This window comes from Roseovarius sp. A-2, assembly GCF_002072155.1.
Lineage (GTDB): Bacteria > Pseudomonadota > Alphaproteobacteria > Rhodobacterales > Rhodobacteraceae > Roseovarius.
The window spans coordinates 37,563-59,865 of record NZ_BDIY01000009.1; the positions used below are offsets into that span (position 1 = coordinate 37,563).

The window sequence follows — 22,303 nt, forward strand, 5'->3', positions numbered from 1 at the left end:
GACACGGGCCAAGCGAGCGATCAAGCTGCGAGGCCAAGCGAGGCGCGCCATGGATTACGAAACCGTCACCCCAGAGGAGTTCGGGGCCAGTCTGCGGGGCTTTGGCCTCAACATCCTCGTGCGCGACGTGCGCGCGCAGGCGGCCTTTCTCAGCCACGTCTTTGGCGCGGTGCCGCATCGGCTGAGCAACGATTTCGCGATCATCGCCTATCACGGCCACCTGATGCAACTGCATGCCGATCACACCTATGGCAGCCATCCGCTGCTCGGTCTTGTGCCCGAGAGCCCGCCGCGCGGCGCGGGCGCGTCTCTGCACATGTTCGACAGCGACCCCGATGACGCCGCCGCGCGCGCCGAAGATGCGAACGGGGTGATCCTGCAATCCCCCGCCAACAAACCGCACGGGCTGCGCGAATGCTGCATCCTGTGCGAAAACGGCTATGCCTGGGTCGCCTCGCGACCCCTCACCGATGATGAAAGGACAACGACATGAGCGTGACCAACCTGAAACCCAACATCGAGCATTGGCAAGAACGGGTCGACCTTGCCGCCGCATTCCGCTGGACCGCGCGGCTCAATATGCACGAGGCCGTGGCCAATCACTTCAGCCTCTCGATCAACGAGGACGGCACGCGCTTTCTGATGAACCCCAACCAGATGCATTTCGCCCGCATCCGCGCCAGCGACCTGATCGTTGTCGATGCCAACGACCCCGAGACGCTGAACGAACCGGGCGCCCCCGACCCTACCGCCTGGGGCCTGCATGGCGGGCTGCACCGGCATTGCGCCCATGCGCGCTGCGCGATGCATGTACATTCGACCCACGCCACCGTGCTCGCCTCGCTTGCCGACAGCCGCCTGCCGCCCATCGACCAGAACGGCGCGATGTTCTACGGCCGCCACGTGGTAGATGAGGGCTATGGCGGGCTCGCCTTCGAGGATGAGGGCGAACGCTGCGCGCGGCTCTTCCATGATCCGAAACAGAAGGTCATGATCATGGGCAATCACGGTGTGATGGTGATCGGTGACACGGTCGCGGACACGTTCAACCGGCTCTACTATTTCGAGCGCGCGGCAGAAACTTACATTCGCGCGCTCCAGACCGGGCGGCCCCTGCGGGTGCTGTCGCACGAGGTCGCGGCCAAAACCGCCGAGGAGATCGAGAACTACCCCGAACAGGCCGACCGGCACCTGACCGAGATCAAGGCGCTGCTCGACGCCGAAGGCTCGGATTACGCAAGCTGAGGCGCTTCGATCGGGGCGTTTGCTATCGCAGCAGCGCCTCGATCAGCCCGGTGATTTCGCGCGAGGTCGGGCGCGCGCCCGATCCCCATGTGGCCGCAACCACGCCATCGGGCGCGATCAGCACCTTGTTGAAATTCCACGAGGGCGCAAATCCCGTCTCTTGCGCCAACGAGGCGTAGAACGGGTGTGCCTGTGATCCGCGCACCGGGGTAATCGTGGTCATCGGGATATCGAGGCCGAAATTGACCTCGCAGAATTCCTTGACCTCTGCCTCGCTCGACAATTCCTGCCGGAAATCATCGGAAGGCACCGCCAGAACCACAAGACCCCGGTCGCGGCAAGCATCGTAAAGCGCCTGCAATCCGTCATACTGACCGGTAAAGCCGCAACGCGAGGCGGTATTGACCACCAACACCGGCTGCCCGCGCCAATCACTGAGGCGCAACTCGCCCCCGTCGATATTGCCGAACGGCGCATCGAGATCGAGCGCGGCTGCGGGCAGGGCGAAAATCAGGGCGATAAGACCTGTGATCAGGCGCATTCTATTCTCCATGTGTCTGACAGGCTTACGCAGGCAAGACCGCTGCGGATCACCCCCGCGCCCTATTTCATTTTCCAGCCCGCACCCCATCTGATACTCTGGAACATAGCACAGGAGGCGCGAGACGTGACCGAATACCGCAAAGACCCCGACAGGATCGCCGCCCTCTCACCCGAGGAATACCGGGTGACCCAGAAAAGCGGCACCGAACGACCCGGCTCGGGTAAATACCTCAACAACAAGGAGCCGGGCATCTACGTCGATATCGTCAGCGGCGAGCCGTTATTCGCCAGTTCCGACAAGTACGAGTCGGGCTGCGGCTGGCCTAGCTTCACCAAGCCGATCGAACCCGCGCATGTGGCCGAAATCAAGGATTTAACCATGGGCATGATCCGCACCGAGGTGCGCAGCCGCGATGGCGACAGCCACTTGGGCCATGTCTTTCCCGATGGCCCCCGCGATCGGGGCGGCCTGCGCTATTGCATCAACTCGGCAAGCCTGCGATTCATTCATCGCGACGACATGGACGCGCAGGGATACGGCGCGTATCTCGATCAGGTGGAGGATGTGACATGAGCGAACGTGCAGTTCTGGCAGGCGGTTGTTTTTGGGGCATGCAGGATCTGATTCGCGCGCTGCCCGGCGTGATCTCGACGCGGGTGGGCTATACCGGCGGCGATGTGCCCCATGCCACCTATCGCAATCACGGCACCCATGCCGAAGGGATCGAGATCATCTTCGACCCCGCGAAACTCAGCTATCGGCGCATCCTTGAGGTGTTCTTCCAGATCCACGACCCCACCACCTATAACCGGCAGGGCAATGATGTGGGGATGAGCTATCGCTCGGCAATCTATTATTGCTCCGACGCGCAGAAGGCCGAGGCACTGCGCACCATCGCCGATGTCGAAGCCAGCGGCCTCTGGCCCGGCAAGGTGGTGACCGAGGTCGAACCCGTTGGCGATTTCTGGGAGGCGGAGCCGGAGCATCAGGATTACCTGAAACGCTTTCCGCAGGGCTATACCTGTCACTTCCCGCGCGCCGATTGGGTGCTGCCCCGCACCGAGGCAGACACCGACGCCTGAGCCGGACCCGAGACCGACATGACACACCAGAGGGGCGATGCACCCAAACACACGCGCCCCCTGACCGGCATCCTGCTCAAGCTGTGTTCGGTGATGCTGTTCATCACCATGTCTTCGCTGATCAAGGCGGTGTCGGACCATGTACCACCTGGCGAATCGGTGTTCTTCCGGTCCTTCTTTGCCATCCCGGTCATTCTGCTATGGCTGACCCTGCGCGGCGACCTGCGGACCGGCTTGAAAGTGCGCGCGCCGATGGGCCATGTCTGGCGCGGGGTCGTGGGAACGGCGGCGATGGGTCTGGGCTTTGCCGCGCTCGGCCTCTTGCCCCTACCCGAGGTGACGGCGCTGACCTATGCCGCGCCGCTCCTCGTGGTGATCTTCGCCGCGATGTTCCTCAACGAAGAGGTGGGCGTGTTCCGCATCAGCGCCGTTGCCCTCGGGCTTGTCGGCGTCCTGATCGTCCTCGCCCCGCGCCTCACGGCGCTGAGCGGCCCGACGGTCGAGACGATGCAGGCCGTGGGCGCGATGCTCGCCCTCACCGGTGCGATCTGCGCAGCACTCGCGCAGATCTACGTGCGCAAGCTGGTGCAGAGCGAGGAAACCAGCGCCATCGTCTTCTATTTCTCGATCACCTCGACCGGCCTGTCCCTGCTCACCATCCCGTTCGGCTGGGTGCTGCCCTCGGGGCCGGAATTCGGCCTTCTGGTCCTCGCCGGGCTTCTCGGCGGTCTGGGGCAGATTTTCCTCACCTCCTCCTACCGCTTCGCCGATGCCAGCGTGGTGGCCCCGTTCGATTACGCCTCGATCCTCTTCGCCCTCGGAATCGGCTATTTCATCTTCGACGAGGTGCCGACGCGCGCGATGCTCACCGGCGCGTCGCTGGTCATCCTGGCCGGAATCATCATCATCTGGCGCGAGCGTCAGCTGGGGATCAGACGTAACCGGGCAAGGTCAGCGCGATCGCCGGAATAGGGTTGGGCTTGGTCTGGAGCGGACATCAGATTGAAGCACCTGCGCGAAACGCGGCCGAAGGCCGCCGCGCATCGCCGGGCCGTCCCCCGGCACGGCGATTTGGCCACAACCTGCTCTGCGCTCTGATGTTATTCGGATTTGGTTGATATAAAGCACTACAAAACTGAGGTCGGATCGCCGCACCGCGGCCCGTCGATGCGCGGCTCACGGCAACGACCGCTCCAAGCCAAAACACCCCCGCCTATCCCCCGGTCAACGTCGCCAATGCATAAGGCGGCCAGAGCATCGCGCGGCGCATCCGCCCCAAAGGCCAGCGCCCCGGCGGCTTGCGCAGGATCTCCGGATAGAGACGCCCCGGCACCTGGTCCATCGCCAGATCGGCCAGCAGCGCCCCGGCGTAACTCCCCATGGAAACCCCGTTGCCATGATAACTCAGCCCGGTGAACGCCCCCGGCATGCCCGGGATAGGCCCGGCATAGGGCGTCAAATCGGGCGACAGCGACAGTAGCCCATTCCAGCTGTGCGGCGTCTCGACATGGGCCCACGCCGGGAACATCCGCTCGAAATGCGCCCGGATCGTGCGATGCATCCGCGCATCGAACCGGGCCGAGGAAAACAGCCCACCGCGCATGCCGAACAGCATCCGGTTATCCGGCATCAGCCGGAAATAATGCAGAAAAAACCGGTCGTCATAACACATCTGCCGCGTGGTCCAGCCTTGGGCGGCCAGTTCATCATCACTCATCACCCGCGTCACGATAACGTTGGATTGCGTCGGCAGATAGCGCGCCCGCATCCACCCCGGCAGGTCATCGGACGAATATCCGTTGGTCGCCACGATCAGCCGCCGCGCGGTGACCTGCGCCTGTGGTGTGGTCAGGTAAAACGCGCCGTTCTGCCGGATCGCAGTTACCGGGCAACCGCCATGAAGACGCGCGCCGACGCTTACCGCGGCCTGCGCAAGCCCGACCGTATACTTCATCGGATTGAGAGCCACGCCGATGGGCGTGGTGAGCGCCGCGTGGAATGGGCCGCGCATGCCCACCCGCGCCAGTTCAGACCCGGCGATGAACTCCGGCACCACGCCATAATCGGCCTCGATCCGCTTGGCCCGCGCGCCAAACCCCTGCGCCGCACGCGGCGTATGCGCCAGCAGCGTCTCGCCCTCGGAATGCAGGTCGGCCTCAATTCCATACCGCGCAATGAGGTCGCGGGCAAACCGCGCCGCTTCGACCTCGGCAGTGCGATACTCCCGCCGCGCGTCCTCGCCATGGGTCTTGCGCAGGATCGTGTCAGACGCGGCAGAGCCCCCCAGACAGCAGAACCCGCCATTACGCCCGGACGCCCCCCAGCCGGGCGTCTGCGCCTCGAACACCCGCACATCCTGCCCCGCCTCCGCCAGATGCAGCGCGGCCGACAACCCGGTGACCCCTGCACCGATTACCGCCACATCGCAGGTGATCCGCCCCTCCGCCGCCGGGTAGTGGGGCGGCGTGACAGTGATGGGCCAGTAACACTGCGCGCGCGGCCCCTCGCCATAGGCATACGCCGGATAGACCCGGCTCATACGTGCACGGCAGCGCGTTCGTCGGCCTGTTGACGCAGGCTGGCACGCTTGGTGATCAGCGACGCGGTGATCACCCCCACCGCGACGATGGCGATCATGATGGTCGAAAGTGCGTTGATCTCGGGGCTGACGCCCAGCCGGATCGACGACCAGATTTTGATCGGCAGCGTCGTGGCCGACGGCCCGGCGGTAAAGGACGCAATCACCAGATCGTCAAGCGACAGCGTGAAGGCCAGCAACCAGCCGGAAATCACCGCCGGTGCGATGATCGGCAGGGTCACGAGGCGGAACGCATCGAAATGCGAGCACCCCAGGTCAAGCGCCGCCTCCTCGAGCGAACGGTCAAAGGTCACCAACCGCGAGGACACCACGACCGAGACGAAGGCCATCGAAAAGGTGGTATGCGCGAGGATGATGGTCAGGATACCCCGGTCCAGCCCGATCCCGATAAAGAGCAATAGCAGCGACAGGCCGGTAATCACCTCGGGCATCACCAGCGGCGCATAGATCATGCCGGAAAACAGCGTGCGCCCATAAAACCGCCCCGCTCGCACCAGCACCAGCGCAGCCATCGTGCCCAGCACCGTCGCGATGGTCGAGGACACGACCGCCACCTGAAGCGTCACCCACGCCGCGTCAAGAAACGCGTCGTTCTGGATCAGCGTGCCATACCACTTGGTCGAGAACCCGGCCCAGACTGTCACCAGTTTCGATTCGTTGAAGCTGTAGACGATCAGGATCAGCATCGGCAGGTAGAGAAAGGCAAAGCCGAGCGTCAGCGAAGTGGCGTTGAACCATGTCAACCGTCTCATGCACAGCCCTCCCGGGTGCCGATTTCTTGAGAAGAAATCAGATCGAAATCTCTTGAAGATTTCGGCGGCCAACGTCGCGTCATCCTTCGGCCTCCCGCTGTTTCTGCTCGTTGCGCTGAAAGAGCACGATGGGGATGATCAGAATGAGCAAGAGCACCACCGCCACGGCACTCGCGACCGGCCAGTCGCGGTTGTTGAAGAACTCTTCCCACAACACCTTGCCGATCATCAGCGTCTGCGACCCGCCCAGAAGCGACGGGATCACGAATTCGCCGATGGTCGGGATAAACACCAGAAAACAGCCGGCGATGATGCCGGTCTTGGACAGCGGCACGGTGATCAGCCAGAACGCCTTGACCCGCGAACAGCCCAGATCCTCGGCCGCCTCCAGCAGGGATCCGTCCATCCGCTCCAGCGCCGAATAGATCGGCAGGATCATGAAGGGCAGATAGGTGTAGACGATGCCGATATAGACCGCCACGGGCGTGTTGAGGATCGTCAGAGGCTCCGAAATCAGCCCCATGCCAAGCAAGAGCTGGTTCAGATAGCCCTCGGTCGACAGGATCCCCATCCACGAATAGACCCGGATCAGGAACGAGGTCCAAAACGGCAGGATCACCAGCATCATCAGCGTGGGACGCCAGTGATCGGGCGCGTTGGCCATGCCATAGGCAATTGGATACCCCACCAGCAGCGTGCAGAACGTGGCGATGGACGCGATCTTCAGCGACGAGAGATAGGCTTTCCAGTAAAGATCGTCCGTGGTCAAAAACACGAAATTCTCGAAATCGAGCCCAGCGAAAAAATTCCTGATCCCCTGCCAGCCCGCCGAGAAATCGAGCGTCGGCGTATAGGGGGGAATCGCCAGCGCGATATCCGACAATGATATCTTGAGCACGATGACGAACGGCACCAGAAACAGCGCCAGTAGCCAGAGATAGGGCAGAAGGATGAGCGTCGCGCGTCTCATTCGCTCAGCACCACACCGGCGGTCTCGCGGAAACTGATCCAGACCTCGTCTTCCCAGGTGATGTCACGTTGCGCGACACGGCGGGTGTTGGCCAACTGCGCCTTGACCATAAGGCCATTGGCCAATTCGACATGATAGGTCGACAGGTTGCCCAGATAGGCGATGTCGATCACCTTGCCCTTAAGGGCGTTCGCCGACTCCGGCCTGTCCTTGGAAATACCCAGCTTTTCAGGCCGCAGCGCCAAGGTCACGCGCTGCCCGGCCAACGCCGGATCACCATTGCTGACGATAAGCGGCGGCTGCCCCTCCGCCCAGTGAATGGTGATCCCGCCCGGAGCGATCACATCAGGCCGCGACGCGGTCGCGGCTGCTTCGCTTTCCCCAGGTGTCGGCGGGGGCAATTGCTTGGGGGCGTCCTCGCGCGCGCCGAGAATGTATCTGAAGAGCTTGTCATGCAACCACTTGCCGCGCGCGTTGGGTTGCGGCACGCGGCGTTCAGATGCTGCGGCGGGGGCCTCGTGTTCCGACAGCTTGGCCGCCTCGGGCTCTGCCTGCTTGGCCGCCTCCGGCTCTGCGGGCGCGGTCTCCTGCGCACCCTTCCGCGCCTCCGCCACCCCGTCAATCAGGTTCACGTCGCCAATGAAATCAGCCACATAGCGCGAGGCCGGAGCCTCGTAGATCACCTGCGGCGTGTCGGCCTGAATGATCTTGCCGTTGTCCATCACCGCGACACGGCTCGCCACCGTCATCGCCTCTTCCTGATCATGGGTGACGATCACGAATGTGGTGCCGGTCTTTTCCTGGATATCCATCAATTCGAACTGCGTCGCCTGCCGCAGCTTGGCGTCGAGTGCGCCCAGCGGCTCGTCCAGCAACAACAGCTTCGGCGCCTTGGCAAGACTTCGCGCCAGCGCCACCCGCTGCCGCTGCCCGCCGGAGATCTGATGCGGCTTGCGGCGCGCGAATTGCTCCAGCCGCGTCAGCTTGAGCATTTCCTCCACCCGCGCGGCGATCTGGTCTTTTGATTTGCCGTCGCGCTTCAGGCCAAAGGCGATATTGTCCCACACCGACAGATGCGGAAACAGCGCGTAGGACTGGAACATCATGTTCACCGCCCGCTTGTTGGGTGGAAACGGCGCGATATCCTGCCCGCCCAGCAGGATCGTGCCCTCGGTCGGCGCCTCGAACCCCGCGAGCATCCGCATCATCGTCGTCTTGCCGCAGCCCGAGGGCCCCAACAACGCGAAGAACTCCTTTTCGTAGATGTCAAAGCTCTGATTGTCGATCGCTACGAATTCGCCGAACCGCTTGGTGACGTTCTTGAATTGTATCAGCGGCTTGGCGTTCGGATCGTTCCACGGCTCAAATGCGATTTGTGACATGCCTGTCCCTGCCTGGCTTCCAAAAGACCCGCGCAAGGACTGGCCTTGCGCGGCTCGGTCATGTCACCCGATCAGGTGCCGGACTTGATCTTGGTCCACAGACGGGTCACCGTCCGCTGCACCCGCGCATCATAGGGCGTTTTGATGTAGGTATTGTCGAGCGCCTCTTCCGAGGGATAAATCGCCGGATCGGTGATCACGTCCTCATTGAGATATTCCTGCGAGGCCTTGTTACCATTGGCGTAATAGACATAGTTCGACGCCGCGGCCATGTTCTGCGCATCCATGATGAAATTCAGGAACTTGTGCGCGCCGTCGGGATTGGGCGCATCAACCGGAATCGCCATCATGTCAAACCACATAACAGCACCCTCCTTGGGGGCGTTGTAGGCGATCTCAACACCGTTATCGGCCTCATCGGCCCGGTCGCGCGCCTGCAACACGTCGCCCGACCAACCGATCGCAACACAGATATCACCATTGGCCAGCCCGTTGATATACTCCGAGCTGTGGAACTTCTGCACATAGGGACGGACCGACATCAAAAGCTCACCCGCCTTCTCCAGCTCGTCGGCGTCGGTGCTATTGGGATCAAAACCCAGATAGGTCAGCGCGGCAGGTATCACCTCGTCCGGCGCATCGAGGAAATGCACCCCGCATTCGGCCAGCTTTTCCATGTTCTCCGGCTCAAAGATCAGTGCAAGACTGTCGATCGGCGCATCCGCACCCAGGGCCTCCTCGACCTTGCCGGTGTTCACACCAAGCCCGGTCGTGCCCCACATGTAGTTGATCGCATAATCGCTGATCTTCACGTCGGACCCATAGCCTTTGAGGCGCTCTTTGATCACGTCCCACAGGTTGTCGGAGTTGGGCAACTTGTCATAGTCGAGCTTCTGGAACGCACCCGCCTGAATCTGCCGCAGCAGGAAACTGCCAGTTGGGACAACCACATCATATCCTGAGCCGCCTGCCAGCATCTTCGTCTCGAGCAATTCGTTGCTGTCGAACACGTCATAGGTCAGGTCAAGCCCGGTCTCCTCTTCGAACTGTGTCAACAGGTCCTCGTCGATATAGTCGGACCAGTTATAGACACGGACCTCCTGCGCAGAGGCGGCGGACGCCGCAAGCGCAAGCGTCGCAGTGGTGGTCAGCATGAGGTTTCGCATTATCTTCTCCCGTTGGTTTCGGCATGTTCTCTGCCTTGGCACGGATTTGATCAAAAAATACCACGCCTGGCAATATGGTAATGTTTTCACGCAGTCGTTAAACTCGCAAGGTCAGAGATTGAGAGCAGTGATCGGGGTACCCCCTCCATGCCTAAAGCCGCACAGAAATTCAGCACCACCACCAACCCAGAACCGCGCATGCCGGCGCATGAGTTGATCTATCGGCAGTTGCGTGCGCTGGTGCTTTTCGGTGATCTTGCACCCGGGCAGGCAGTGACCATCCAGGGGCTCAGCGAGCGGCTCGGAGCGGGCATGACCCCGGTGCGCGAGGCGATCCGCCGTCTCATCTCGGGCGGCGCGCTGGAATTCCAGGGCAACAGACGGGTCAGCGTGCCGCTTCTGACACCAGACAATATCAGCGAATTGATCGTTGCACGTCAATGGCTTGACCCTCACCTGACGGCCCGCGCCACCGAGTGCGCATCGCACGAGGACCTGGCCCGACTGACAACTCTCGACAACGAATTGGATCAGGCCATCGCGCTGGGCGATCTGCGCGCCTATCTCGAACTTAACTACCGCTTTCACACACGGATCTACGAGTTGGCAGGGGCCCCAATCCTCGCCGATGTGGCGGATGGGCTTTGGCTGCGATTCGGCCCCTCGCTGCGCGTGGTCTGCGGGCGCATGGGAACGCAGAACCTGCCGGACAAGCACAAGGACATGCTCGCCGCGATGCACGCGGGCGATGCCGAGGCCGCCGCGCGCGCAATCCGCGAGGACGTGACACAGGGAATGGAGCAGGTGCGCCAATCCATCGCCCCTCAGGGCCGCGCGTACTGATTCGATTGACAGCGGAAAATTTGATCATATTCTTGGGAAAACGCCCGCGCCTCTGCGTCGGGCCAGTCATTCGCGAGAGGTACTGCCATGAGCACGATCACCAACCACATGCCCACAGCCGAGCTTCAGGCGCTGGATGCCGCGCATCACATGCACCCCTTCACCCATGGCGACGAACTCAGGACCAAGGGCGCGCGTATTATCACTCGCGCCCGTGGCGTCACCCTGACCGACAGCGAGGGTAACGAAATCCTCGATGCGATGGGCGGGCTCTGGTGCGTCAATATCGGCTACGGACGCGAGGAACTGGCCGATGTCGCCGCCCGCCAGATGCGCGAACTGCCCTATTACAACACTTTCTTCCAGACCAGCCACGTGCCCGCCATCGCCCTCTCGGCCAAGCTCGCGGAACTGGCGCCGGGCGATCTCAACCACATCTTCTACGCCGGGTCGGGATCCGAGGCGAACGACACCAATATCCGCATGGTACGCACCTATTGGGCCGAGATGGGCGAGCCCGAGCGCACCGTGATCATCAGCCGCAAGAACGCCTATCACGGCTCCTCGGTCGGCAGCGGCAGCCTCGGCGGCATGACCGGCATGCACGCGCAGGGCGGCATGCCGATTCCCGACATTCACTATATCGACCAGCCCAACTGGTATGCCGAAGGCGACGACACCGACCCCGATGAATTCGGTCTGGAACGCGCCCGCCAGCTTGAGGCCAGGATCGAGGAGTTGGGCGCGCACCGCGTCGCGGCCTTCATCGCCGAGCCGGTGCAGGGCGCGGGCGGCGTGATCGTGCCGCCCGACAGCTACTGGCCGGAAATCCAGCGGATTTGCGACAAATACGGCATCCTTCTCATCGCCGACGAGGTGATCTGCGGATTCGGTCGCACCGGCAACTGGTTCGGCAGCCAGACCTTCGCGATCCGCCCCGACATCATGACCATCGCCAAGGGGCTTAGCTCAGGCTATGCGCCCATCGGCGGCTCGATCGTCTCGGACAAGGTGGCGCAGGTGATGAACGCTTGCGAATTCAACCACGGCTACACCTATTCCGGGCATCCGGTATCCTGCGCCGTGGCGCTGGAAAACCTGCGCATCCTCGAAGAGGAAAAGATCGTCGAGCGCGTGGCAAAAGACACCGGTCCCTACTTGCAGGAAAAATGGCGCGGCCTTGCCGAACACCCGCTAGTAGGCGAGGCGCAGATCGTCGGCATGATGGGCTCCATCGCGCTCACCCCGCACAAGGACAGCCGGGCCAAGTTCGCCTCGGAGCCGGGCACCGCCGGGTATATCTGCCGCGAACGCTGTTTCGCCAACAATCTGGTGATGCGCCATGTCGGCGACCGGATGATCATCTCGCCGCCGCTGGTGATTTCCAAGTCCGAGATCGACACGCTGATCGAGCGCGCATGGCAATCGCTCGACGAGGCCGAGCGCCAGATCCGGGCCGAGGGATTGATGCAAGCGGCGACGTGAGGGGCCAGCCCCTCACACTCCCCGGAGTATGTCCGGAACAATGAAGCCAGGGGTTTCAGTCTTTCACATACATCTTGCGAGGGCGGTTGCAGAAGGTTTCCGCCGGTCCGCTCTCCTTGATGAGGATCGACTCGGTGATTTCCAACCCCCAGTCGGACATCCACAGCCCCGGCATGAAGTGAAAGGTCATGCCCGGTTCCAGAACGCTCTCGTCCTCGGCGCGCAAGCTGATGGTGCGCTCACCCCAGTCGGGCGGATAGCTGAGCCCGATGGGATAGCCGCAGCGCGCACCGCGCTCGATGCCCGCGCGTTCCAGCGGGGCGGCCAGCGCATTGGCCACATCACAGGCACGATTGCCGGCCTTTGCGGCCTCGAGCCCGGCCTCCAGCCCCTCGACCAGCGCATTTTCCGCGTCGAGCAGGAACTGCGGCGGCTTGCCGAGGAAAAGCGTCCGGCAGAGCGGCGCGTGATAGCGACGGTAGCAGCCTGAAATCTCGAAGAAGGTCGCCTCGCCGGTGGCAAACTCACGCCCGTCCCATGTCAGGTGTGGGGCGGCAGCGTCTGAGCCCGACGGCAACAGCGGTACGATCGCCGGATAATCGCCCCACGCGCCCTCGACGCCGCGGATCGCGTCACGGAAAATCTCGGCGACGATTTCGTTCTTGGCAACCCCCGGCTCGACCCGCTCGAACAGGCCATCGGTGATCTTTTCCGAGATCGCGGCGGCCTTGCGAATGAAGGTCAGTTCCTCGTCCGATTTCACCCCGCGCTGCCAGTTCACAAGGCTTGTCACATCGAGAAACGTCGCACCGGGCAGCTCCTCGCGCAGGGTCTGCATGGCCTTGGCGGAGAAATAGTAATTGTCCATCTCGACGCCGATCCGCTTGTCCGCCAGCCCCATGCCGGTCAGGCGTTCTGCCAAATCCTGCATCGGATGGCGGTCGGTGGATTGCACGTAGTTGTCGGGATACCCGATCACCCGGTCATCGGTCATCCAGACCGTGCGCACGCCGCCATTGGCATCCTGATTGCGGCCCCACCAGATCGGATCTGCATCGGGAAAGACCAGCACGCCCTGATGCACATAGAAGGACCATCCGTCATAGCCGGTCAGCCAATGTTGGTTCGAGGGATCAGTGACGAAGATCACGTCGAGATCGCGCGCGGCCATGGCGGCGCGGGTTTTCTCGAGGCGGCGCTGATATTCCTGGTCAGAGAAGGGAAGGTCTTTTTCGATCATTGCAGGGCCCGTCGGTTGGATATTCGGCTCGGTTAAGAGGTTTTTAGCCGGGCTGCCCCAAGAAATACGCCACTGCATGTCGTTTTCAGGCCATGTGATGACGCAGAGTTGACGGTAGGCTGCACCGCGCGCAGATTGCGCACAAATTGCTAAAAGGAGACAGCGATGCGCCCGGTTCTGGCCGATGTTCACGCCGCCGCAAAGGTGATCGCCGGGGTGGCCGATGCCACGCCGCTGGTGCCGTCGCCGCATATGAGCGCGATTTGCGGCCATGATTTCCTGCTCAAACTGGAGAACATGCAGCCCATCGGCGCGTTCAAGCTGCGTGGGGCGTTGACTGCCGTGGCCGGGGTGCACGAGGCTGCGGGCGTCACCTGCTGCTCCACCGGCAATCACGGGCGCGGCGTGGCATACGCGGCCCGAGAGAGGGGCATTCGCGCCGTCATCTGCATGTCGGAACTGGTACCGCAGGCCAAGGTCGACGGCATCCGTGCCCTGGGGGCCGAGGTCTGCATCATCGGGCGCAGTCAGGACGCGGCGCAGGCCGAGGCCGAGCGGCTGGTGGCCGAGGAGGGGCTGACGGAAATCTCGCCTTTCGATGACCCGAAGGTGATCGCGGGCCAGGGCACTATCGGGCTGGAGATCATGGCCGCCCGGCCTGATATCGAGGTTCTTCTGGTGCCTCTCTCGGGCGGCGGGCTGGCGGCGGGCGTGGCGATGGCCGCGAAGGCAATCAAGCCGTCGCTCCGCGTGGTGGGCATCAGCATGGACCGGGGGGCCGCGATGCACGAGAGCCTGCGCGCGGGCCACCCCGTCGAGGTCGAGGAGGTGGCGAGCCTCGCCGATTCTCTCGGTGGGGGCATCGGCATGCAGAACCGGCTGAGCTTTCCAATGTGCCGCGATCTGCTGGACGAGGTTGTGCTCGTCACCGAGGATGAAATCTACCACGCCATGCAGGTGCTCTATTACGAGGATCGGATCGTGGCCGAGGGGGCCTGCGTGGTGGGGCTGGCGGCGGTGCTGTCGGGCAAGCTGAGCGTGGGTGCCCCGACCGCCACCATCATCACCGGCCGCAATCTGGATATGGAGATGTTCACCCGGGTCATCACCGGGCAGGACGTGAAACTGGGCGACATGGTGATCGAGGGCAAAGCATATGGCACATGACATCCGGATCGTGACCGAGGCGGAATTGCGCACCGCTGTGACGCTCGACCGCGACACCGTGAAGGTGATCGAACAGGCGTTCGGTGCGCTCTCGGATGGCGGGGTGGTAATGCCGCCGGTGATGTCGATGGACCTCGCCGAGGCGCATGGCGAGGTGGATGTGAAATCCGCCTATATCCCGGGATTCGACGGGTTCGCAATCAAGGTCAGCCCCGGATTTTTTGACAATCCCAAGCTGGGCCTGCCCAGTCTCAACGGGTTGATGATCCTGTTCTCGGCCAAAACCGGGCTGGTCGAGGCGGTGTTTCTCGACAACGGCTACCTGACCGATCTGCGGACCGCAGCGGCCGGGGCTGTCGCGGCACAATACCTCGCCCCCGAGACGGTGCAGACGGCAGGCGTGATCGGCACCGGCGTGCAGGCCCGGCTTCAGGCGCGGGCGGCCTGTCTGGTGCGGCCCTTTGAGCGGCTGCTGATCTGGGGGCGGGACGCAGAAAAGGCGCGTGCGTGTGCCGGTGACTTGTCCGATCTGAATTGCGATATTCAGGTGGTCGACACCCCCGCCCATCTGGTGCGCGATAGCCAATTGGTGATCACCACCACCCCCGCCAAGGCGCCGGTGATCAAGGCTGAGTGGCTGCACCCCGAATTGCACATCACCGCGATGGGGTCGGATCAGGCCGGCAAGAACGAGATCGACCCGCAGGCGCTGGTGCAGGCCGATCTCTACGTCGCCGACCGCGCCCCGCAGGCGCAATCGCTGGGCGAATTGCGCGCCGCATTGGAGGCCGGGCTCTGGGCCGGGGATAGTCCGGTCGAACTGGGCGATGTGATCCGGCATCGCGCGCGCGGGCGGCGTCACGCATCCGAGGTCACGATCTGCGACCTCACCGGCACCGGCGCGCAGGACACGGCGATCGCCACCCATGTCATGGCACGCCTCGCGGGCCGTGAGGTGGGCACGGTGATCCATACATGAGGCTGGGTGTCTATCAATGCGATGCCGCCGGGCGCACCCCCGAGGCGCGGTTGACGGTGCTGGATCGTCTGCTGACCGGGCGCAGCCTCGATCTGCTGGTCTGCCCGGAACTGTTCCTGTCGGGCTATGACGCGGGTGAGGCGCATGAACGTCTGGCCGAGGAACCTGAAACCGGGCCATTCGCGTCCGGCATCAAGGCGCTGGCCAAGCGGCACAGCACCGCCATCGCATATGGCTATCCCGAGCGCGGCGACGGCGTGCTCTTCAATGCGGCGGCGCTGGTCGATGCGCGCGGCGCGTTGCTGGCCAATCACCGCAAGCGCCTGCCTTCGCCGGGCAGTTTCGAAGAAAGCGCCTTTGCCAATGGCGAAGCGGTCACCTTCGCCGATCTGGGTGGGTGGCGACTGGCGATGCTGATCTGCTACGAGGTCGAGTTTCCCGAGAGCCTGCGACAGGCCGCATTGGGCGGGGCCGATCTGGTGATCGTGCCCACGGCGCTAGGGGCCGATTGGGGCGTTGTGGCAGAGCAGGTGGTGCCGACCCGTGCCTTCGAGAACGGGCTGTGGCTGGCCTATGCCGGGCACGCAGGCGAGGAAAACGGTGCGCGCTACTACGGCGGCAGCCGCATCGCCGATCCTCTTGGTCACGTGCTGGCCGATGCGGGACAGGCCGAAACAGTGATCGAGGCGGAACTGAGCCGCGACGCGGCGACCGCCGCGCGAGCCCGCCTGCCCTATCTGCGCGATTGCGCGCGGTTGTGATGCCATGCTGAAACTCGACGCACGCGATCTCGATATTCTGCGGGTGCTGGCCGATGAGGGGCGCATCACCAAGGCGCAATTGGCCACCCGCGTCGGCCTGTCGGCGAGCCCCTGCTGGGAGCGGTTGAAACGGCTGGAAGGGGCCGGGCTGATCGAGGGATATCACGCCCGCATCAGCCTCAAGAAGCTGGGGCCGCATGTCACGGTTTTTGTGGCGGTGGAACTGGCTGACCACACCCCGGCCAGCTTCCGCGCCTTCGAGGACAGCGTACAGCATTACGGTGAGGTAACGGCCTGTTGGGCCTTGGGCGGCGGGTTCGACTACCTGATGCAGATCGTGACCCGTGACATCGACGCCTATCAGCGGCTTATCGACGAGATGCTGGAGGCCCGGATCGGACTGGCGCGCTATTTTACCTATATCGTGACCAAGCCGGTCAAATCCCCGCGGCTGCCACCGCTGGATATGTTTTTCAGATGAATCGTCTTTTAGCATAAGGTTTTTCGCTAGAAAAATCTTCAACCAACCGCAATGTCAGCCCCACCCTCTGCCCGCACAGTGTATTCTTCTGTGGGAAAGGAGGGCCAAATGTCTGATTCAGCAATCTGGACCCGCAACGGGATCACCGACACGCGCCTCGTGCGCAACTTCGCCTATCTGGGTGGCAAATGGGTGGCCGGCGAAGACGGCGAGACCATCGCCGTGCGCAACCCCGGCGACGGGGCGGCGCTTGGCGCTGTGGCCTCGCTCAGCGCCGATCAGTCGCGCGCGGCGGTGGATGCCGCCCAAGTCGCCTTTGACGACTGGGCGATGACCCTGCCGCAGGACCGGTCCGCCATCCTGCGCCGCTGGTTCGACCTTATGATCGAGCACAGGGAAGACCTCGCGCGGATCATGGTGCTGGAACAGGGCAAGCCCCTGTCGGAAGCGCGCGGCGAGATCGACTATGCGGCGAGTTTCGTGGAATATTACGCCGAGGAGTCAAAGCGCCCCAATATCGAGGGTGTGACCAGCCACCTGCCCGATGCAGAGGTTGAATTGTGGCTTGAGCCGGTCGGCGTCGCCGCCCTCATCACGCCGTGGAATTTCCCCGCCGCGATGCTGACGCGAAAGGCGGCGGCGGCGATGGCGGCTGGCTGCACCGTGGTGGCGCACCCGTCTGGCGAAACGCCCTATTCGGCGCTGGCGCTGGCCGAACTGGCCGAACGGGCAGGCATCCCGGCAGGCGTGTTCAACGTGGTCACGGGGCGCGCTTCGACCGTGGTGGAGCCCTGGACGCAAGATACGCGCGTGCGCGCGCTCAGCTTCACCGGCTCGACCAATATCGGGCAATTGCTCTACCGCCAATGCGCGGGCACGGTGAAGAAACTGGTCATGGAACTGGGTGGCCACGCGCCGGTGATTGTGTTCAGGAACGCCGATCTTGAAACCTCGGTGGAGGAATCGATCAAGGCGAAATTCGCCACCTCCGGGCAGGATTGTCTGGGCGCCAACCGCATCTACGTGGAGCGCGCGATTTATGACGAATTCTGCCGCCGCTTCACCGAGGAGACGCAGAAACTGACCCTCGGGCGCGGCATGGACGACCCCGATATCGGCCCGCTGATGAACGAGAGTGCGGTGCAGAAGCAGGAAGAACACGTGGCCGATGCGCTCAAGCACGGCGCGAAACTGGCCTGCGGCGGGCAGCGCGATGATCTCGGTCCGCTCTTCTATCAGCCCACGGTTCTGACCGATGTACCCGATACAGCGGCGATCATGTGCGACGAGACCTTCGGCCCGGTGGCCGCCATCGCACCCTTCGACACCGAGGACGAGGTGGTGCGCCGCGCCAACGCGACCGAATTCGGCCTGATCGCCTATCTGCACAGCCACGACCCGCGCCGCATCTACCGGATGACGCGCGCGTTGCAGTTCGGCATGGTGGCGGTGAACCGCACCAAGGTCACCGGCGCGCCAATTCCCTTTGGCGGGGTCAAGCAATCGGGGCTCGGCCGTGAAGGGGCAAGGCGCGGTATGGAGGAGTTTATGGAGATCAAGTATGTCTGCCGCGATTGGGCGTGAGCCGATGAAATATTGAATAGATTTCGGCCCGGAATATTTTTGAAAATTCCGGTGCCCGTGAAAAACGAAAGGAACAAAAAATGCTGCGTAACGACCAACTCGATCAATGGGATCGCGAAAACTTCTTCCACCCTTCGACGCATCTGGCGCAATTCGCGCGAGGCGAGACCCCGAACCGGATCATCACCGGCGGCACCGGCAGCCATATCGAGGACCGCGAGGGCAACAAGCTGCTCGACGCCTTCGCCGGGCTTTATTGTGTCAATGTCGGCTATGGCCGTCAGGACATCGCCGACGCCATCGCCGATCAGGCCAAGGAACTTGCCTATTACCACGCCTATGTGGGCCACGGCACCGAGGCGTCGATCACGCTCGCCAAGATGGTCCTCGACCGCGCACCGGATCACATGTCCAAGGTCTATTTCGGCCTCTCGGGGTCGGACGCCAACGAGACCAACATCAAGCTGATCTGGTATTACAACAACATCCTCGGCCGCCCCGAGAAGAAGAAGATCATCTCGCGCTGGCGCGGCTATCACGGCTCTGGCCTGATGACCGGCTCGCTCACGGGGCTGCATCTCTTCCATCAGAAATTCGACCTGCCGCTGGCGCAGGTGCTCCACACCGAGGCCCCCTATTATTATCGCCGCGACGATGTGAACATGACCGAGGAACAGTTCGTCGCCCATTGCGCGGCAGAGTTGGAAGGGCTGATCGCGCGCGAGGGGGCCGACACCATCGCCGCCTTCATCGGCGAGCCGGTTCTGGGCACCGGGGGCATCGTGCCACCGCCCACCGGGTATTGGGAGGCGATCCAGCCGATTTTGGAGAAGCACGACATCCTGCTGGTTGCCGACGAGGTCGTCACCGGCTTTGGCCGTCTCGGCACGATGTTCGGCTCCGAGCATTACGGGCTCAAGCCCGATCTCATCACCATCGCCAAGGGCCTGACCTCGGCCTATGCGCCGCTTTCGGGCAGCATTGTCAGCGACAAGATGTGGAAGGTGCTGGAGCAGGGCACCGACGAGAATGGGCCGATCGGCCACGGCTGGACCTATTCGGCCCATCCCATCGGGGCAGCGGCGGGGGTAGCCAACCTCAAGCTGCTGGATGAGTTGGACCTGATCGCCAATAACCGCGAGGTGGGCGGCTATCTCAACAAGACCATGACCGAGGCCCTCGGGCATCACCCGAATGTGGGCGAGATCCGCGGCGAGGGGATGCTCTGCGCGGTGGAGTTCGTCAAGGACCGTGACAGCCGCACCTTCTTTGACGCGGCTGACAAGGTGGGGCCGCAGATTTCCGCCGCGCTCGCCGCCGATCACGTCATTGCGCGCGCCATGCCACAGGGTGATATCCTGGGATTCGCCCCGCCCTTCTGTCTGACCAAGGCCGAGGCCGACGAGGTGGTGGAGAAAACTGCAAAAGCGGTGAAAACCATCCTCGGATAAAATACAATCCGCGCGAAAGGGCCGGCAGAGATCACTCTGACGGCCCTTTTTTATGCATGAGATTGAAGGACATTCGACTGAATCTGACGATCCTGCAGTCAATTTGACCTGCGACGCCGGGAATCTTGCAAAAAGGGTCGCTGTTCACTTGCATCACTGGAAATTTGGCGTTTTAGTCTTTGCCGAACGTGGAAAAATTCACGACACATAAACAACAGGGAGCCTGCATTGGCCGAGACCGGACACAACGACGCGTTCGTTGCATTTGAACGCGTGCAGAAGAGTTACGACGGCGAAACGCTTGTCGTAAAAGACCTCAACCTCTCGTTGCCCAAGGGCGAGTTTCTGACCATGCTCGGGCCCTCGGGCTCCGGCAAGACCACCTGCCTGATGATGCTCGCGGGCTTTGAGACTGCGACCCATGGCGAGATCAAGCTCGACGGGGTCAGCATCAACAACATCCCCCCGCACAAACGCGGCATCGGCATGGTGTTTCAGAACTATGCCCTGTTCCCCCACATGACCATTGCCGAGAACCTCAGCTTTCCGCTCGAGGTGCGCAAGATCGGCAAGTCGGACCGCGAGGCCAAGGTCAAGCGCGCGCTGGAGATGGTCGAGATGGGCGCATTCGGCGGACGCCGCCCGGCGCAGCTCTCGGGTGGTCAGCAGCAGCGCGTGGCACTGGCCCGCGCTCTGGTGTTCGAGCCGGAACTGGTGCTGATGGACGAACCGCTCGGCGCGCTCGACAAGCAGCTGCGCGAGAAGATGCAGTTCGAGATCACGCATCTCGCGCATGAGTTGGGGATCACCACAGTCTATGTGACCCACGACCAGACTGAGGCGCTAACCATGTCGGACCGGGTCGCGGTGTTTAACGATGGCAAAATCCAACAGATCGCGCCGCCGGATGAGCTTTATGAAAGCCCGCAGAACAGTTTCGTCGCGCAGTTCATCGGCGAGAACAACACGCTCGAAGGCACCGTCAAGGAAATCAACAATGGGCTTGCGCTTGTACAACTCGACGATGGCGGGCTGATCGACGCCAAGCCGGTGAACGTGGAAAAGCCGGGTGACCGCACGCTGATCTCGATCCGCCCCGAGCGGGTGGAATTCAACCGCGAGCGCCTGAGCCCGGATGCCCATACGCTCAAGGCCGAAGTGGTCGAGTTCATCTACATGGGCGACATCTTCCGCACCCGACTGCGTGTCGCCGGAACCGATGAATTCATCATCAAGACACGCAACGCCCCCGACCAACGCCGCCTGCAACCCGGCGAGCAGATCGAGATCGGCTGGCTGCCCGAGGATTGCCGCGCGCTCGACGCGACATAGATTCGATCACGTCCGCAATGGCACTCACGTCGGCGCGGATTGAAAGAGACCTCGGATGTTTCCACCCGTAACCCGGGGTCCATTCACCAAAAAACGGGAAATGAAATTGGGAGACTATTCATGAGACTCACGAAAACCCTGCTTGCGACAACGGCACTGACCGTTGCAGCAGGCGCGTCCGCCACCGCGCAGGACATGGCTGACAGCATGACGCTCGTTTCCTGGGGCGGAGCCTATCAGGACAGCCAGCAGAAAGCCTATGTCGAGCCCTATCTTGCCGCCAATCCCGGCGTCAGCGTTACCTGGGACGAAAGCTCGGCCGAGGCCGTGGCCAAGCTGCGCGCCATGACCGAGGCCGGCAACGTCACTTGGGATCTGGTCGATGCGGTGGCCTCTGATGCGATGCGCCTGTGTGACGAGGGCCTCGCGATGGAGCTCGATCACGACGAGGTTCTGGCCGCCGCGCCCGATGGCACCGACGCCAGCGACGACTTTGGCGACCTGATCGTCAGCGATTGCTTCGTGCCGCAGATCGTCTATTCGACCACCTTCGGCTATCGCACCGACATGGTGCCCGAAGGCGTCGATGCGCCCGACAGCATCTGTGACGTGTTCGACCTGGAAACCTATCCCGGCAAGCGGTCACTGCAAAAACGTCCGATCGACAACATGGAGTGGGCGCTCTACTGCGACGGTGTCGCCAAGGACGAGCTCTACGACGTCCTGAGCACCGACGAAGGCGTGGATCGCGCGCTCGCCAAGCTGGACACGATCAAGGATCAGGTTGTCTGGTGGTCCGCTGGTGCGGAAACCCCGCAGCTTCTGGCCGATGGCGAGGTCTTCATTGGCTCGACTTATAACGGGCGTCTGTTCTCGGCCATCGCCGAGCAGGATCAGCCGATCGGCATGATGTGGGACCTGCAGTCATTCGATCTCGACGGCTGGATCGTTCCCGCCGGTCTGCCCGAAGATCGTCTGGCCCGCGTCTTGGACTTCTTGAAGTTTGCGACCGACACGCAGCGTCTGGCCGATCAGGCCGCCTACATCTCCTACGGTCCGGCGCGCGACTCGTCCGCACCGCTGGTGGGCAAGCATGCGGAGCTGGGCATCGACATGGCCCCGCATATGCCGACCGATCCGGCCAACGCGACCAACGTCCACATCTACGACTACGAGTGGTGGGCGGATAACCGCGATGATCTGGACGCCAAGTTCCAGGCGTGGCTGGCGCAATAAGCGC

Annotated in this window: 22 protein-coding genes; 15 read left to right on the plus strand and 7 right to left on the minus strand. The window is 62.8% G+C overall.

The features are described from left to right. Nucleotides 1-49: 49 nt before the first annotated feature. Both BHD06_RS11970 and BHD06_RS11975 read left to right on the plus strand, forming a co-directional pair. On the plus strand, nt 50-493 hold the full coding sequence (locus BHD06_RS11970) for a glyoxalase (protein WP_080457241.1): 444 nt from the start codon (nt 50-52) through the stop codon (nt 491-493). Next, nucleotides 490-1,245, plus strand: a complete 756-nt coding sequence (locus tag BHD06_RS11975) for a class II aldolase and adducin N-terminal domain-containing protein (RefSeq protein WP_080457242.1) — start codon at nt 490-492, stop codon at nt 1,243-1,245. The genes BHD06_RS11970 and BHD06_RS11975 overlap by 4 nt, the downstream gene beginning before the upstream one ends. Nucleotides 1,246-1,267: 22 nt before the next feature. On the opposite strand, the gene BHD06_RS11980 is transcribed toward BHD06_RS11975, so the two are convergent. Next, complete coding sequence (locus BHD06_RS11980; RefSeq protein WP_080457243.1) at nt 1,268-1,786, minus strand: glutathione peroxidase; 519 nt, start codon at nt 1,784-1,786, stop codon at nt 1,268-1,270. A 126-nt stretch (nt 1,787-1,912) separates the two neighbouring features. Between BHD06_RS11980 and msrB the strand changes: the two genes are divergently transcribed. The 3 genes from msrB to BHD06_RS11995 are packed head-to-tail and all read left to right on the plus strand — an operon-like array spanning nt 1,913 to nt 3,843. After that, nucleotides 1,913-2,362, plus strand: coding sequence for a peptide-methionine (R)-S-oxide reductase MsrB (gene msrB, locus BHD06_RS11985; protein ID WP_080457244.1), 450 nt, complete (start codon nt 1,913-1,915; stop codon nt 2,360-2,362). Then, nucleotides 2,359-2,871, plus strand: a complete 513-nt coding sequence (msrA, locus tag BHD06_RS11990; protein ID WP_080457245.1) for a peptide-methionine (S)-S-oxide reductase MsrA — start codon at nt 2,359-2,361, stop codon at nt 2,869-2,871. Before msrB ends, msrA begins: the two co-directional genes overlap by 4 nt. A gap of 18 nt (nt 2,872-2,889) precedes the next feature. Further along, nucleotides 2,890-3,843 (plus strand): DMT family transporter, encoded by a 954-nt coding sequence (locus BHD06_RS11995; protein WP_080457246.1) that lies wholly within the window; start codon nt 2,890-2,892, stop codon nt 3,841-3,843. A gap of 241 nt (nt 3,844-4,084) precedes the next feature. On the opposite strand, the gene BHD06_RS12000 is transcribed toward BHD06_RS11995, so the two are convergent. The 5 genes from BHD06_RS12000 to BHD06_RS12020 all read right to left on the minus strand — a co-directional run bounded on the left by BHD06_RS12000 (nt 4,085) and on the right by BHD06_RS12020 (nt 9,740). After that, nucleotides 4,085-5,410, minus strand: coding sequence for an FAD-binding oxidoreductase (locus BHD06_RS12000; RefSeq protein ID WP_080457247.1), 1,326 nt, complete (start codon nt 5,408-5,410; stop codon nt 4,085-4,087). Next, the gene (locus tag BHD06_RS12005) at nt 5,407-6,222 is read right to left on the minus strand and encodes an ABC transporter permease (protein WP_080457248.1); all 816 of its coding nucleotides are present in this window, start codon (nt 6,220-6,222) and stop codon (nt 5,407-5,409) included. Before BHD06_RS12005 ends, BHD06_RS12000 begins: the two co-directional genes overlap by 4 nt. 79 nt (nt 6,223-6,301) lie before the next feature. Beyond that, nucleotides 6,302-7,192, minus strand: a complete 891-nt coding sequence (locus tag BHD06_RS12010; protein ID WP_080457249.1) for an ABC transporter permease subunit — start codon at nt 7,190-7,192, stop codon at nt 6,302-6,304. Continuing rightward, entirely contained in the window at nt 7,189-8,574 is a 1,386-nt protein-coding gene (locus BHD06_RS12015; RefSeq protein ID WP_080457250.1) for an ABC transporter ATP-binding protein, read from the minus strand. The genes BHD06_RS12010 and BHD06_RS12015 overlap by 4 nt, the downstream gene beginning before the upstream one ends. Before the next feature lie 71 nt (nt 8,575-8,645). Then, on the minus strand, nt 8,646-9,740 hold the full coding sequence (locus tag BHD06_RS12020) for a polyamine ABC transporter substrate-binding protein (RefSeq protein WP_080457251.1): 1,095 nt from the start codon (nt 9,738-9,740) through the stop codon (nt 8,646-8,648). A gap of 147 nt (nt 9,741-9,887) precedes the next feature. On the opposite strand from BHD06_RS12020, the gene BHD06_RS12025 reads away from it, so the two are divergent. Both BHD06_RS12025 and BHD06_RS12030 read left to right on the plus strand, forming a co-directional pair. Continuing rightward, a complete protein-coding gene (locus tag BHD06_RS12025) occupies nt 9,888-10,583 on the plus strand; it encodes a GntR family transcriptional regulator (protein WP_080457252.1) in 696 nt (231 codons plus the stop codon). 87 nt (nt 10,584-10,670) lie between these two features. Then, nucleotides 10,671-12,068, plus strand: coding sequence for an aspartate aminotransferase family protein (locus BHD06_RS12030; protein ID WP_080457253.1), 1,398 nt, complete (start codon nt 10,671-10,673; stop codon nt 12,066-12,068). A 55-nt stretch (nt 12,069-12,123) separates the two neighbouring features. On the opposite strand, the gene BHD06_RS12035 is transcribed toward BHD06_RS12030, so the two are convergent. Then, nucleotides 12,124-13,308 carry a M24 family metallopeptidase gene (locus tag BHD06_RS12035; protein ID WP_080457254.1) on the minus strand — a complete coding sequence of 395 codons (1,185 nt, stop codon included), beginning with the start codon at nt 13,306-13,308 and terminating at the stop codon, nt 12,124-12,126. A 165-nt stretch (nt 13,309-13,473) separates the two neighbouring features. On the opposite strand from BHD06_RS12035, the gene eutB reads away from it, so the two are divergent. The 8 genes from eutB (at nt 13,474) to BHD06_RS12075 (ending at nt 22,299) form a co-directional block, all read left to right on the plus strand. Continuing rightward, nucleotides 13,474-14,475, plus strand: coding sequence for a hydroxyectoine utilization dehydratase EutB (eutB, locus tag BHD06_RS12040; protein ID WP_080457255.1), 1,002 nt, complete (start codon nt 13,474-13,476; stop codon nt 14,473-14,475). Further along, complete coding sequence (locus BHD06_RS12045; protein ID WP_080457256.1) at nt 14,465-15,454, plus strand: cyclodeaminase; 990 nt, start codon at nt 14,465-14,467, stop codon at nt 15,452-15,454. The genes eutB and BHD06_RS12045 overlap by 11 nt, the downstream gene beginning before the upstream one ends. After that, on the plus strand, nt 15,451-16,215 hold the full coding sequence (locus BHD06_RS12050) for a nitrilase-related carbon-nitrogen hydrolase (protein WP_080457257.1): 765 nt from the start codon (nt 15,451-15,453) through the stop codon (nt 16,213-16,215). Before BHD06_RS12045 ends, BHD06_RS12050 begins: the two co-directional genes overlap by 4 nt. 7 nt (nt 16,216-16,222) lie before the next feature. Beyond that, nucleotides 16,223-16,696: an Lrp/AsnC family transcriptional regulator gene (locus BHD06_RS12055; protein ID WP_080457335.1), complete on the plus strand. Its 474-nt coding sequence runs from the start codon at nt 16,223-16,225 to the stop codon at nt 16,694-16,696. A gap of 108 nt (nt 16,697-16,804) precedes the next feature. Continuing rightward, nucleotides 16,805-18,280: an NAD-dependent succinate-semialdehyde dehydrogenase gene (locus BHD06_RS12060; RefSeq protein ID WP_080457258.1), complete on the plus strand. Its 1,476-nt coding sequence runs from the start codon at nt 16,805-16,807 to the stop codon at nt 18,278-18,280. A gap of 80 nt (nt 18,281-18,360) precedes the next feature. Further along, complete coding sequence (locus BHD06_RS12065; protein ID WP_080457259.1) at nt 18,361-19,731, plus strand: aspartate aminotransferase family protein; 1,371 nt, start codon at nt 18,361-18,363, stop codon at nt 19,729-19,731. 228 nt (nt 19,732-19,959) lie between these two features. Beyond that, the gene (locus BHD06_RS12070) at nt 19,960-21,063 is read left to right on the plus strand and encodes an ABC transporter ATP-binding protein (RefSeq protein ID WP_080457260.1); all 1,104 of its coding nucleotides are present in this window, start codon (nt 19,960-19,962) and stop codon (nt 21,061-21,063) included. A gap of 120 nt (nt 21,064-21,183) precedes the next feature. Then, nucleotides 21,184-22,299, plus strand: a complete 1,116-nt coding sequence (locus BHD06_RS12075; RefSeq protein ID WP_080457261.1) for an extracellular solute-binding protein — start codon at nt 21,184-21,186, stop codon at nt 22,297-22,299. Nucleotides 22,300-22,303: the final 4 nt, after the last annotated feature.